The sequence below is a fragment of the Mesorhizobium sp. B1-1-6 genome (assembly GCF_006443035.1).
In the GTDB taxonomy this organism is placed as follows: domain Bacteria; phylum Pseudomonadota; class Alphaproteobacteria; order Rhizobiales; family Rhizobiaceae; genus Mesorhizobium.
The window spans coordinates 257924-271579 of sequence record NZ_VFWR01000007.1 but is presented as its reverse complement, the minus strand read 5'-3'; the positions used below and the strand labels follow the sequence as shown (position 1 = coordinate 271579).

At 64.2% G+C, this 13656-nt stretch carries 11 protein-coding genes; 2 read left to right on the top strand and 9 right to left on the bottom strand.

Going from position 1 to position 13656, the window contains the following annotated elements:
* Positions 1-172 precede the first annotated feature (172 nt).
* The 4 genes from FJ979_RS16470 to FJ979_RS16455 form a co-directional block, all read right to left on the bottom strand.
* Positions 173-1228, bottom strand: coding sequence for a succinylglutamate desuccinylase/aspartoacylase family protein (locus FJ979_RS16470; RefSeq protein WP_140582188.1), 1056 nt, complete (start codon positions 1226-1228; stop codon positions 173-175).
* Positions 1229-1320: 92 nt separating this feature from the next.
* On the bottom strand, positions 1321-2499 hold the full coding sequence (locus FJ979_RS16465; RefSeq protein WP_140582186.1) for an MFS transporter: 1179 nt from the start codon (positions 2497-2499) through the stop codon (positions 1321-1323).
* 198 nt (positions 2500-2697) lie between these two features.
* Positions 2698-4074: an FAD-containing oxidoreductase gene (locus FJ979_RS16460; RefSeq protein ID WP_140582183.1), complete on the bottom strand. Its 1377-nt coding sequence runs from the start codon at positions 4072-4074 to the stop codon at positions 2698-2700.
* The gene (locus tag FJ979_RS16455; protein WP_140516958.1) at positions 4071-4532 is read right to left on the bottom strand and encodes a DUF4126 domain-containing protein; all 462 of its coding nucleotides are present in this window, start codon (positions 4530-4532) and stop codon (positions 4071-4073) included. Before FJ979_RS16455 ends, FJ979_RS16460 begins: the two co-directional genes overlap by 4 nt.
* Before the next feature lie 133 nt (positions 4533-4665).
* Between FJ979_RS16455 and FJ979_RS16450 the strand changes: the two genes are divergently transcribed.
* Entirely contained in the window at positions 4666-5223 is a 558-nt protein-coding gene (locus FJ979_RS16450) for a sugar O-acetyltransferase (RefSeq protein WP_140582180.1), read from the top strand.
* A 15-nt stretch (positions 5224-5238) separates the two neighbouring features.
* Here FJ979_RS16450 and FJ979_RS16445 read toward each other — a convergent pair whose 3' ends face one another.
* Positions 5239-6243, bottom strand: coding sequence for a helix-turn-helix domain-containing protein (locus FJ979_RS16445; protein WP_140582177.1), 1005 nt, complete (start codon positions 6241-6243; stop codon positions 5239-5241).
* 132 nt (positions 6244-6375) lie between these two features.
* On the opposite strand from FJ979_RS16445, the gene FJ979_RS16440 reads away from it, so the two are divergent.
* Positions 6376-7020 (top strand): cysteine hydrolase family protein, encoded by a 645-nt coding sequence (locus tag FJ979_RS16440; RefSeq protein ID WP_140524928.1) that lies wholly within the window; start codon positions 6376-6378, stop codon positions 7018-7020.
* 69 nt (positions 7021-7089) lie between these two features.
* Here FJ979_RS16440 and FJ979_RS16435 read toward each other — a convergent pair whose 3' ends face one another.
* From FJ979_RS16435 to FJ979_RS16420, 4 genes are all read right to left on the bottom strand, one after another.
* Positions 7090-8769, bottom strand: a complete 1680-nt coding sequence (locus tag FJ979_RS16435; RefSeq protein WP_140496069.1) for a formate--tetrahydrofolate ligase — start codon at positions 8767-8769, stop codon at positions 7090-7092.
* A gap of 392 nt (positions 8770-9161) precedes the next feature.
* A complete protein-coding gene (locus FJ979_RS16430; RefSeq protein ID WP_140582174.1) occupies positions 9162-10286 on the bottom strand; it encodes a DUF2333 family protein in 1125 nt (374 codons plus the stop codon).
* A gap of 104 nt (positions 10287-10390) precedes the next feature.
* Positions 10391-11689 (bottom strand): DUF6638 family protein, encoded by a 1299-nt coding sequence (locus FJ979_RS16425; protein WP_140582171.1) that lies wholly within the window; start codon positions 11687-11689, stop codon positions 10391-10393.
* A 42-nt stretch (positions 11690-11731) separates the two neighbouring features.
* On the bottom strand, positions 11732-13642 hold the full coding sequence (locus FJ979_RS16420) for an ATP-binding protein (protein ID WP_140561416.1): 1911 nt from the start codon (positions 13640-13642) through the stop codon (positions 11732-11734).
* Positions 13643-13656 lie beyond the last annotated feature (14 nt).

The following is a 13656-nucleotide window of genomic DNA, read 5'->3' as shown; positions in this document are numbered from 1 at the left end:
AAACAAATGGCCGCCCGGACATTCCGCTGCGGCCACCCTCTCTTTTCACGCGCACGCGTTCGAACAGGCCGCTGTCAGCAGGCCCACCACCAAACGGTCTTGATCGAACGCATGTTCATGGCGATTCCCATAGCGGCGATTGAGCGACCGCGCAACTGGATTCGGTGGAGGCTCAATCTTCCAGGGTGCCGGACCTTGCGTCGGCGCTCTTCCTGTCGCCCACCAGTTTCAACAGATCCTCGCCGGCGCGGATGATGCGGCGCGAGCGCCGGGTCAGGACGATGCCGGCCTGCGGCGCGAACACCTCGGTGCGGCCATCGGCTTCGCCCGGTGCGTGGACGATGACGGCAAGCCGCGTGTCCTTGGCCACGCGGTCGCCGGGCTCCACGTCGTAAAGCACGGCACCTGCCCGGGGCGCCGGCATCATGTCGATGTTTTCGAGCGGTGCGACAACCCCGGTGAAGGCACCGGGTGAGGGCAGGGCCGGGTCGGCGACCACGCCGCGCGCCACCAGCAGCCGGTAGAGCCCCGCGGCGTCTGACGCCGCGAACGCGCCATCGACATCGAGGATGCCGCGATATTCGACCGTCGTGACGACGCGCCGGTCGAGCTTCGCCACATCGGCGGGAACGTTCTGATAGGGCATGATCGAGGCGCCCTCGAAAGTGCCGTCCGTGTCTTCACTCCACAGCACCACCGCCTCGACGCCCATGGCGGCGGCGCAGTCGGCCATTGCCGGCCACAGGCTGGTGTGGACATACAGGTAGGAAAGACCCTCGTCGTCGCAATGCAGGTCAAGCACGATGTCGTGGCCGAGCGAAAGCTGCACCAGTCTCGTCTTCAGCCGCTGGTCGGGCGTGCCATGCGCGGTGTCGGGCAGGAGTGCCGTGTCGGGCGCGGCGAGCAGCGGGAAACCGCGGTTGAAGTTGGTGCGCGTGCCCAGATGAAAACGGCCCTGATGTTCGCCGAAATGATACTGGGCGCGGCCGATCGGATTGGCCCAGGGCACGATGGTGATGTCGCCCTTGATGCGCCCCTCCGCCTCGGCCCTGGCCAGCATCGGCATCAGCGCGTCAATGGCGACTACTCCGGGCAGTTCGCCGGCATGGAGCGCTGCCTGCAGATAGGCCGAAGGCGCGGATTCGTCGGTTCCAGAGAAGCGAAACAGCGGGAATTCGTAGGAAACCCCTTCGCTGTCGCCGGCTATGCGTTCGATCGATTTCTGCATGGGGTCTTGCTCCGTCGAGAGGCGAGAAGACATGCCTCTTCGACTGTGCGCTTGTCGATTGGTCCAGGCTGTCGCGCTATGGGCGCAAGCAGCTACTGCGCGGCAGGTTGAAGAGTGACGACCGGAGCGCGCTGGTCCAGTGCCCGCGAGGCAACGGCTACGGCGACCGCCAGCAGAGCGAGTGCCGCGCCCACCAGCGGCAGGTTGGCATAGGAAACGCCCCAGGAGAGCGCCACGCCGCCGATCCAGGCGCCGCTGGCGTTGCCGACATTGAAGGCGCCCTGGTTCAGCGTGGCGGCAAGGTTCGGTCCCTCGGAAGCGGCTTCCACGACACGGATCTGCAACGGCGGCACGACGACGAAGACGAGCATGCCCCACAGGAAGACGATGCCTATGGCGACACTGGCGATAGCGCCGAACTGCATGAAGCCGACAAACAGGACCGCCAGCAGCAGCAGCGTGCCGATGACCGTCGGCATCAGCTTCCAGTCGGCCAGCCGGCCGCCGATGATGTTGCCGATGGTCATGCCGGCGCCGAACAGCAAGAGCACCCAGGTGACCGCTGAAGTCGAGAGGCCGGACACGTCGGTGAGATAGGGCTTAATGTAGGTGAAGACGGCAAACAGGCTGGCTGAGGCGAGCGCCGCGATCAGCATGGCCAGCCACACCTGCAGCTTGCCGAGCACGCGCAATTCGCCGCGCAAGCCGTCGCCGCTTGGTTCAGTGACATCCGGCGGCACTAGCCAAGCGATCGCCGCGACCGAGATCAGCCCGATGCCGACCACCGCCAGGAAGGTGGCGCGCCAGCCGAAGGCTTCGCCAAGCGCCGTTCCGGCGGGAACGCCGAGGATGTTAGCCAGCGTCAGGCCGGCGAACATCAGCGCGATGGCGCTGGCACGCTTGTTGCGGGGCACCAGGCTGGCGGCGACGACCGAACCGATGCCGAAGAAGGCGCCGTGGCCGAAGGCGGTGAAGACGCGCGCGCCCATCAGCATCCAGTAATTGGGCGCGATGGCGCAGAGCAGGTTGCCGACGACGAACAGTGCGGCCAGTCCGACCAGCACCGGCTTGCGCGGCAGATGCGCGGTGGCCATCGCCACGATTGGCGCGCCGAAGACCACGCCCAGCGCATAGCCCGTGACCAGCAGCCCGGCCGCGGGAATGGTCACGCTAAGGTCGGCGGCGACCTCCGGCAGCAGACCCATGATGACGAATTCGGTGGTGCCGATGCAGAAGGACGCAATGGCAAGCGCAAGGATCGGCAAAGGCATGGGAGGTCCAGACTGAATCGGTTCAAATGGAAACTGCGCGAGCGCCCCATGGCGCACAAGCGCCATTGCCGCAATGCAGCAATGCAGAAAGCGGAGAGCAAAGAGGCACTGGCAGCGGTGCTTGTGCCGTGCCCTGCCGGGCTAGACGACCCTGACCGAACCCGGCCGAGCGGCCGAACCGACCGGCTGAGCCGGAGTTCAGACCAGCGGCTTCAACTCCTGGGCGATGGTAGGCAGCAGTTCCGAGACATTGGGGTGGATGTGCATGGCGCGCGCCAGCGTGTCCACAGGCGCCTTGGCATACATCAGGTCAAGCACGCAATGCACGGCTTCATCGCCGCCGGGGCCAAGCACGCAGCAGCCGAGGATTTCCCTTGTGTCGGCGTCGACGAGGATCTTCATGAAGCCTTGCGTCTCGCCTTTCTCGACGGCGCGGCCGACGCGGGTCATCGGTCGCTGGCCGACCAGCGCGCGGCGTCCCGACTTCTTCACTGACGCCTCGGTCATGCCGCAGCGGCCGAGCGGCGGGTCGATGTAGAGAGCGTAGGCCTCGATGCGGTCGCTGACCTTGCGCGGATCATTGTCGAGCAAATTGGCCGCGACGATCTCGTAATCGTTGTAGGACGTGTGGGTGAAGGCGCCCTTGCCATTGCAGTCGCCCATCGCCCAGATGCCGGGCACGCTGGTGCGCAACTGGTCGTCGACGGTGATGAAGCCGCGTTTGTCGACTTCGATGCCGGCCTTGTCGAGGCCGAGATCGTCGGTATTGGGCGTTCGCCCCAGAGCCAGGAGCACATGCGAGCCGACGGCCGGCGGCTTGCCGGCGGAGAAGGCAACGGCAATATCCTCGCCCTGCCTAGCAAAGCTTATGGCGTCGGCGCCGAGATGGACCGCGATGCCTTCGTTTTCGAGGATCGACAGGATGGCGTCGGACACATCCTCGTCTTCGCGGCCGATCAGCCGCGAGCCCTTTTCGACAATCGTGACCTCCGCGCCGAAGCGGCGGAACATCTGCGCGAATTCGAGCGAGATGTAGCTGCCGCCGACCACCACGAGGTGGCGCGGCAACACGTCGAGGTCCATCATCGAAGAGTTGGTGAGAAAGTCGATGTCGTGAATGCCGGGCAGATCCGGTACCGATGCGCGGCCGCCGGTGTTGAGAAAGATCTTGCCGGCGGTCAGGAGATCATCGCCGACGCGCACCATGTTGGCGGATTCGAAACGCGCATGGCCGCGATAGAGCGTGCATTTATCCATGTCGGCGATCCAGGTTTCCAGATTGCCGCGGGCGTCGTTCGACACCTTGTCCTTGCGCGCCTTGACCTTGGCATAGTCGACGCCGACCGGGCCGGAGAGGGTCACGCCATAGTCCGCGGCGCGCCGCGCCAGATGCGCGGCATAGGCGCTGGCGACCATGGTCTTGGTCGGCATGCAGCCGGTGTTGACGCAGGTGCCGCCGACCAGCTTGCGCTCGATCAGCGCCACGCTCGTGCCGGCCGCGGTCAGCCGGCCGGCCAGCGAAGGGCCGGCCTGGCCGGCACCGATGACGATGGCATCGAAGGTTTTCGCCGTCATGCCACCGCCGCCACGATCAAGAGGCCGCCAACGATCGCGACCGCGTCCTCGATGAAGGCCGCGGGCTGGTCCTTGCCGAAGGCGGCCGCCAGCCGGCCGCGCGCCTCCGCGCCGCCGAGCGTGCCGATAACGGCCCCTATGGCGCCGGCGATCAGGCAGACGATGGTGGCGCCGCCAGTGGCGCCGATCACGGCGCCGCTGAAGGCACCGAGCAGGATACGGGCGCCGAATTGCTGCGGCACCTTGCGGCTCGGCGTCGACGGCAACTGGTCGGTGACCAGCTCGACGATGGCCAGGATAGTGAAAATGCCGACAGCGGCCCAGTGGCTCATGAAGCTTGCCCAGGTGCCGGCAACCGGCAGCCAGCCGAGCCAGGCGCCCCAGGCGACGGCGGCCGGCGCGGTCATGGCGCGCAGGCCGGCAATGACCCCGATCAGAAGTGCAAGAATGTAAAGCATGTTGATCCCCCTCGATCCCGGGCCGGGACAGCCCTGAAAAGGCAGGCTACCATAGGTCCGGTATTTGGCCAGTACTTGCATAGGCGCTCTCTTACGCCGCAACCGTGCGTGGCAATGATGACGGAGGCACCGCATGGCTGAGAGCGAACGCGCAAAAATGGCGGCGGGCGAGTGGTATACGTGCATGGATGACGAACTGGAGGCGCTGCGCGGCGTGGCTGCGGGCGCCGTATTCGAGCACAATTCGCTTGCGCCCCGTCAGCGCGGCAACATCGGGCCGACCTTGCGGGATCTGCTCGGCGGCGCGGGCGAGGGCGCCCGCATCGAGGCGCCGTTCCACTGTGCCTATGGCTTCAACGTCTTCCTCGGCGACGGCGTCTTTCTCAATGCCGGCTGCATCATTCTCGACACGGCAAGCGTGCGCATCGGCAAGGGAACGCTGCTCGGCCCCAATGTGCAGATCTATTGCGCCGAGCATCACAGGGAGGTCGCCGGGCGGCAAGCCGGACTCGAAGTCGCGCGGCCTGTCGAGATCGGCGCCAACGCCTGGATCGGCGGCAGTGCCGTCATCCTCGGCGGCGTCAGCATCGGCGAGGGCGCCATCGTCGGCGCCGGCGCCGTGGTGACGCGCGACGTGCCCGCGAACATGACGGTGGTCGGCAATCCGGCGCGGGCGGTCAAACGCGGTTGAGTGCCCGGCGGGCGCTCAGTGCGAAAGCGCGTGCGGCGACCGGTCGCCCTGGTCGGCCCGCCTGGAAAATTCACGCCGGTATTGCGCCGGGGAGGTCCTGAGACGCGCCGAAAAATGCTGGCGTAGCGAAGCGGCGCTGCCGAAGCCGGCCTCGAAGGCCACGACGTCCATCGATTTTTCCGTCGCCTCGAGCAGACGCTGCGCCAGTTCAAGCCGTTGCTCGATCAGCCAATCGCCGAAACTGGTGCCGATCGATTTCTGGAAGCGGCGGGTGAAGGTGCGCCGGGTCAGGCCGGCGGCTTCGGCGACGCGGTCCAGGCTGTGCGCTTCGCCGAGTGTCGCACGCACCGCGTCGAGTGCTTGTGTGAACCTGTCGGTATCGGCGCTCCTCGCCAGCGGACGCTCGATGAACTGCGCCTGTCCGCCTTGCCGGTGCGGGGAGAGCACGATCTGCCGTGCGAGCCGCAGTGCTGCCTCGGCGCCGTAGCGGGCGCGAACGATATGGAGGCAGCAGTCGAGCCCGGCCGCGACGCCGGCCGACGTCACCACGTCGCCATTGTCGACATAGAGCACCTCGGCGTCCACCGCGATGTCGGGATGAAGCTTCTGAAGCCGCTCGGCATAGGCCCAATGCGTGGCCGCACGCCGACCGCCAAGCAGTCCGGCAGCAGCGACTGCGAATGTTCCCAGGCAAAGGCCGACGATCAGGGCACCACTGCGGTGGGCCCGCCGCAATGCCTGGGTCAGCGGTTCCGGCAGCGGGTCTTCGAGATCCCGCCAACTCGGCACGATGACGATGTCGGCGCCGTCGAGCCCCTCAAGCCCATGCGGCGCGGCGACGCTCAGCCCGGCCTCGGTGTGGACGGGACCGGCCTCGATCGCGCAGATGCGGAAGTCGAAGCGCGGCAGGCCGAACGATGTGCGATCTTCGCCGAACACCAGGCAAGGCACGGAGAGATGGAACGGGCTGATGCCGTCGAAGGCGAGGACGGCGACGACGGCGACGATCTGGTGGGTCATGTCTTCCGGGGATTTCTGCGCGGGGTTATGCGGATTGTCCCAATTCTTTCGAATGATGTCAATCGGGCCACTTTCGTCCGATGGTGGCGGACCTATGCTCGGGCATCACATCAAGCCTGAAAGGAATGCATCATGTCCGAACCAGCCAGCAAGACGCCGCGCCGCGCGCTCGTCGTCGTGGACGTCCAGAATGACTATGACGGCGGCAATCTCGCCATCCAGCATCCGCCGTTCCGCGACAGCGTCGTCAACGTGGCGCGCGCCATGGACGCGGCAGCCGCGGCCGGCATCAAGGTGGTGGTCGTCAAGCAGATGGCGCCGGAGACGTCACCAATCTTCGCCAAGGGCAGCCATGGCGCGGAATTGCATCCCGAGATATCGAGGCGGCCACGCGACCACTATGTCGAGAAGACGCTGCCTTCCGCCTTCACCGGCACCGATCTCGAAGAGTGGCTGCGCGCCAACGCTGTCGATACGATCGTGGTGGTCGGCTACATGACGCATAATTGCGACCTGTCGACCATCATCCACGCCGTGCATATGGGCTTTGCCGTCGAGTTCCTGTCCGACGCGACCGGCTCGGTGCCTTACGCCAATAGCGCCGGCTATGCCTCGGCCGAGGAGATCCACCGCGTGGTGACAATCATCCTGCAGTCGCGCTTCGCCGCCGTGCTCAAGACCGCCGAATGGATCGAGTGCCTGAAGACCGGCACCTTGCCGGAACGCGATACGATCTTCGGCTCCAACCAGCGGGCGCTGGCTCGCAACGCTGCGTAGTCGTCTGCGGAAATACAAAGGGCGCCGCATCGCTGCGGCGCCCTTTGCACTTTTTGGAATTGAGGATTTCTAGAACAGGCCTTCGATCTGGCCGGCTTCGTTGAGGAAGATCTTTTCCGACGACGGCGCCCTGGGCAGGCCGGGCATGGTCATGACCTCGCCGCAGATGATGACGACGAAGCCGGCACCCGCCGAAAGCCTGACCTCGCGCACCGGTACGGTGTGGCCGGTTGGCGCACCGCGCAGGTTCGGGTCGGTCGAGAAGGAATACTGCGTCTTGGCCATGCACACCGGCAAGTGGCCGTAGCCGGCCTGCTCCCAGGCGTGCAACTGGTCGCGCACCGACTTGTCGGCGATCGCTTCCGAGCCGCGATAGATGCGCTGGACGATGGTGTTGATCTTCTCGAACAGCGGCATGGCGTCGGGATAGAGCGGCGCGAACTGCGAGGCACCGGATTCGGCCAGCGCCACCACTTTCTTGGCGAGATCCTCGATGCCGGCCGAGCCGTTGGCCCAGTGCTTGCACAGGATCGCCTCTTCGCCCATCGAGGCGACATAATCCTTCATCGCCTGGATTTCGCCATCCGTGTCGGAGTAGAAGTGGTTGATGGCAACTACCGCCGGCACGCCGAACTGCCTGATGTTCTCGATGTGGCGGCCAAGATTGGCGCAGCCCTTCTTCACCGCCTCGATGTTTTCCTTGCCGAGGTCTTCCTTCTTGACGCCGCCATTCATTTTCATGGCGCGTACGGTGGCGACGATGACCGCCGCCGCCGGCTTCAGCCCGGCCTTGCGGCACTTGATGTCGAAGAATTTTTCCGCGCCGAGGTCGGCGCCGAAGCCGGCTTCCGTCACGACGTAGTCGGCAAGCTTGAGCGCCGTCGTGGTGGCGACCACCGAGTTGCAGCCATGCGCGATGTTGGCGAACGGGCCGCCATGCACGAAGGCCGGATTGTTCTCCAGCGTCTGCACCAGATTCGGCTGCATGGCGTCCTTGAGCAGCACGGCCATGGCGCCGTCGGCCTTGAGGTCGCGGGCATAGACAGGCGACTTGTCGCGGCGATAGGCGACGATGATGTCGCCCAGGCGCTTCTCCAGGTCCTTCAGGTCGGTGGCGAGGCACAGGATGGCCATGACCTCCGAGGCGACGGTGATGTCGAACCCGGCCTCGCGCGGATAGCCGTTGGCGACGCCGCCGAGCGAGCAGATGATCTCGCGCAGCGCCCGGTCGTTCATGTCCATGACGCGGCGCCAGGCGACGCGGCGGGTGTCGATGCCGAGCTCATTGCCCCAGTAGATGTGGTTGTCGATCAACGCCGACAGGAGGTTGTGCGCGGTGGTGATGGCATGGAAGTCACCGGTGAAATGGAGATTCATGTCCTCCATCGGCACGACCTGCGCGTAGCCGCCGCCGGCCGCACCGCCCTTGACGCCGAAATTCGGACCGAGCGAGGCTTCGCGGATGCAGATGATCGCTTTCTTGCCGATGCGGTTCAAGCCGTCGCCGAGGCCGACGGTGGTGGTCGTCTTGCCTTCGCCGGCCGGGGTCGGGTTGATGGCGGTGACCAGGATCAGCTTGCCGTCCTTGTTGCCTTTCACCGATTTGATGAATTCGGCGGAGACCTTCGCCTTGTCATGGCCATAGGGCAAAAGATGTTCGGTCGGGATGCCGATCTTGGCGCCGATCTCCTGGATCTGTTTTTTCTTCGCACCGCGGGCGATCTCGATGTCGGACTTCACTTCTGCCATGACGGCTTTCCTCTGGATTGGACGGTGGAGGGGACGGGTTGATCACTGGTGCATGTTCGATACGCCGCGCGGGCAAGGGCATGTTCTAGCCCTCTCGCTGCCGTGGCGTCAACTTTCATGCAACTATGTTTCCTATGAAGAAAATTCCTCTGCGGCGGGCCGACCTGCCTCCGGTTCTTTCTGGCTCCGCTTGCCGCGCCGTATAGAAGCCAGAGCGGTGACGCGTCCGCCGTCTCAAAACAGCCGCGCAATGCACGGAATGCGACAGACACGGCGGCGCGAATCCGCCATCGCCGGCCTAAAGCGCATCGCGCTTCAGGCATTTGTTTCCATGCATATCGTTCTTCCCAGGCCGGACCACTTTTGGGTGACATGCATTGGGCCGACCGGCCCTACTGCGTCAGCACGTTGCTGATTTCGACCATGTTGGAACGCACCCTGAGCACATAGAAACCCATGGTCGTCAGATGCGTGGGCAGCAGCCAGCCGTCCTCGCGGCCATTGGCGATGATGAAGGGCTGGATGCGCAGCGCTGAGACGAACTGCGCGTCCATCGTATCCCACAGGCTCTGCAGGTGCTTTTCCTTGATGACGTCCTCGAAGTCGGCCTGCGCGCCCTTCATCAGTCCGTAATAGGCGTAGAGCTGGCCATAGGCGAACCAGTAGCGGTCGTCGGCGCGGAAATCGAACCAGCCATTGTTATGGTTTTCGGCGCGTTCCTTGAGGATGGCCGAGGTCGAGCCGATATCGCTGGCGATACGGTCGATATATTGCTTCAGATTGTCGGCGCGGGCATCGAAGGTGGCCTGGCAGGTGGCGAGGCGGGCGTTGAAGGAGCGCAGCTTGCGCACGGCGTCGCGATAATAGCTCGGGGTCGGCGTCTTCGGGCCGAACGGGCTTACACCGAAATACCAGGTGTACTCGTCGAACTGCAGATTGCCGCGCGCATCCTGCAGGTCGGCGTCGATCTGCGATGTCGTGCGCACACGGCCGAGATTGTCGGCGAGCTCGGTCGCGGTGCGGCGCACCGCCTGGTTGATGCCGCGCTGGAACGAGGCCTTGTTGTCCATCCACGGCGTGTTGTCCCAGCTGATGCCGAACAGGCCGAGCTTGTAGAGGATCATCGACGAGATCCAGGCATTCTGGTTGACGTTGAAGTCGGTCAAATCGGCGGCAATCTGGGCGATGCCGGAGTTGCCGCAGGTCCTGGCAGTGTCGGCACCGGCACCGGCGGCTACCTGTTCGCCCGCCGAGATGTTGCGCTTCTCGAACGTGTAGGTGTCGGGATAGTTCGGGTTGAAATTGTTCCACCACTGTGTGGCGTAGAAGAAATTGGCATAGAGGCCGAGCAGCACGAGCAAGGCGAGGCCGAGCACGGCCTTGAGGATCCAACCGCGCTGCGTATACCAGCGCCCGGCCCAGATGAACGGCCACAAGATGACGCCGATCAGAAGCCCGATGCCGCGGCCGATCCATTGGAAAATCCTGACGAAGAAGTTCACGATCGGATCGAGCATGCTGTGTCACCCCCTCAAAGCATAATGTCAAAAAGTTGCGGACTTTTTGGATAACATCATGCGCCAAAACAACAAGTTAGAACGAAATGACGGCCGGTTTCGTTCTAGTCAGTCAGGCCGTAAAGGCGCGTGCGGAACGCCACCTTGTCCTTCAGATATGTGGTTTTCAGAACGTCCACAACATGCGATCGCCAGGCGTCGCTGAAGCCCTCATAGTCCTTGTAGAAGCCCTGTTTGTTGAAGACGTAGCGCGAGACGAAGTCCGACGGCACGAAATCCGAGATCAGCCGGTTGGTCAGCCAGGCGTCGGGATGGTCGGGCTTGGCGCGGACCACCAGGAAGCGCTCCTGCGGGAACACATCCTCGATCTTGAGATGGCCGAGCTGGGCAATCTCGCGCTTGGCGGCATTGAGGAAGGGGAAGTTGCCGTCCTTGGCGATCACGTCGGCATGGCTCTGGATCCAGGTCTGCAGCCAGACCTTGTCGACATCGGTCAGATTGCGATCCGGCTCGGCGTCGCGGATCAGCGCACGCACCACCATCTCGGCGCGGTGCTCGAGATAGCCCGAGGCTTCGATCCAGGAGGCGCGCGGCAGTTCGATGCGGCCGGTGGCGGCGAGAAACTTGAACACCTTGTCGGCGTCCTTGATCGAGAGATAGCTTACCTGCCACGGCCGCGAGCGGCGGAAACCGGGGGCCGCCGGATCGCTGATGACGGTCGTCATGTCGGGGTCGACGAACACGTAAAGCCCGCCAAAATGACTGGTCCAGTAGGCGTTGTGGCGGAAGATTACCTGGTCGGGCACCAGCGCGTTCTCGCGGATGTCGCCGCAGATCTTGGCCAGTTCCACCATGCGGGTGAGCATGGCGTTGTCGCGCCAGGCGTCAGGCTCCTGTTTCAGGCGATCGACGAGCTTGCCGAGCTCGGCGGCCTTGCCCAGCACATCCTCGGCCGACAGCACCTTGAACTCGACCTGGTTGATCGACAGCAGATCCTCGATGTCGTTGACCTTGGGAATGGAATCCTCGATCTCGCCGTAGATGACGTCCTTGATGGTCAGCGCGTCTATGGCGCGCTGGTTCCTGGACATGAACTCGAACATCAGCTGCGAGGTGTTGGAGAAGGCGGTGTGCACCACCGGCAGATCGATCTGCGACGGCGTCAGGATGATGAAGCGGCGGTTGACCTCATTGGGATCGAGGTAGCCGTAGTCGCCGCATTCCTCCGCCACTTCCGGCGAAAAACCGGTGCGGTCGATCTGGAAGCTCTTCAGCTTGGTGGGCTCGAGGCCAAAGGCGGCAAGCGCCTTGTTGTAGCGCTCGATGAGATGCGGCTCGTCGACGACGAGCAGCCGGCCGTAAATGAGCTCGTTGTCGCGCAGGAGATCGGGTTTGCGGGCCATTATTCCTTCTCCCACAAGGGGAGAAGGAAAGGCCGGAGCGCATCACGCATTCCACAGCCCCTTTTTCTTCATCTCCTCCATCTCACGCGCTGCCCGTTCGCGCAGCCGCGCGTCACGCAGTAGCTTTTCCACGGCGGAGTCGTCGGACTTGTCGGAGTAGCGGAACTCGCTGTCGGCGTAGCGGTTGATCTCCTGCATGACCATGTCCATCGAGAACGGGCCGCGCAGTTGCTCGATCATCGCTTTCTTCTCGTCATAGCTCTTGTGCATGAAAACCTCTGGTTTTTCGAACCAGTCGTCGGGAAGCTCGATGTCCATGGCGCGCATCTTGATGGCGTCGGTGACGTTCTTGATGGCGCGGCCGGTGAAGCGCGGCTCGGCCTGCTTGATCAGGTGCAGATAGGTGCCGATGTCGGCCATGGTCTTGGGCGCGCCATTCTCCTTCATGTAGCGCTCATGGACCCGGATCAGCCCGTCCTCCTGCGGCTTCTTGTGCTCCTCATAGGCTTCGGCCACGGCGCGCTGGATCTCCTGCGCGGCGTAGAGTTCGTGGTCGCCGAGCGGGATCTTGTGGTTCTTGCCGGCGAGCAGCACGAAAATGTCGATGTAATCGTCACGCGTCTGCGGCCCGTCGACCAGCCAGCGGGCGCCGGCGCGCTGGCGCAGCGCATCGTCGACATTTTCGGGATAGTTGGAGAACATGCCGAACGAGCAGTTGCCGCGCACCACTGTGGCGGCACCGGCGAAGGCGTCCATCAGCACGCCGGTGATCTCCTGCTGGCCGGCCGAGGCGCGGTCGTCGGAACGGCGCGCCGCCACCTGGTCGATGTCGTCGATGGTGCCGAAGCCGATGACGCGCGGGTTCAACACATTGTTTATGAACTGGCGGCAGTTCTGGCCGGACTTGCCCTGATATGACGAGATCTGGTCGACGCCGAAATTTTCGTAGGCGAAGGGATAACCGGCGACCTGGCAGTAACCATTGACGAGACCGGCAATCATCTGGATCAGGGTCGTCTTGCCGGTGCCCGGCGCGCCGTCGCCGATGAAGGTGAACAGGAAGCCGCCGAGTTCGACGAACGGGTTCAGCTCGCGCTCGAAGTCATAGGCCATCAACATCTTGGCGAGCTTGACCGACTGATATTTGGCGATGTGGTTGCCGACGACCTCTTCCGGTTTCTTGAAGGTCATCACCAGCGGCCTGGAACGCTTGCCCGGCGCGACGTCGAAGCCGTCGAGCGTGAAATCGTCGGCATCGATGCGGACATGCGCGTTCTCGAACGGGCCGATGCCGTCGAAGCGGCCTTTTCGTGCCAGGAGGCCGTCGATGGCGACACGGGCGAAGGCGCGCGCCCTGGTCATCAGGTCGGCATCGTCGGATGCGCCCGAAATCGCCTTGTCGAGACCGGCCAGGATCGACTTCACCGCGTCCTGCGGCGTGTCGAAGAGGAAATCCGGCTCGGGAATGTCGTTGGGCGCCTCGCCGTCGCTGTCGATGAGCTGGAACAGATAGGAGGACAGGCTGAAGGCGGCAATGTAAGCCGAGGCCGACAGAAGCTTCTTGAACGTGGCGGCCTCGTCGCCTTCGAGGGGAGCGCGGGTGTTCCTGGCCTGCAGGCTTTCGAGATCCGAGCCTTCGGCGAAAACATCCGATATGGCGAGCGCGAGCGCCGTGCCGCGCCGGGCGCGAAACAAAAGTGTGTGCTGCGGGATGGTCAGCAACTGGTCGTCGGGGTGAACGGCGCCGACGGTCTTCGCCAGCTCGACCTCGCGCGTGCGGCGCACCGAACCGACAGAGACGGTGGAGACGAAGCGGCGATTGGTGCCGGCAAGCGCGGTGCCGGAGGAGCTAGACGGGTCTTCCAGCACGACGATGCGGGTGATGAAGCTCTGCGCGGTGGCGCGGTGCTTCTCGATCGCCGCTTCCGGGATGGTGGTCAGGCCGGTATCCATGAAGGTTGCTCCGT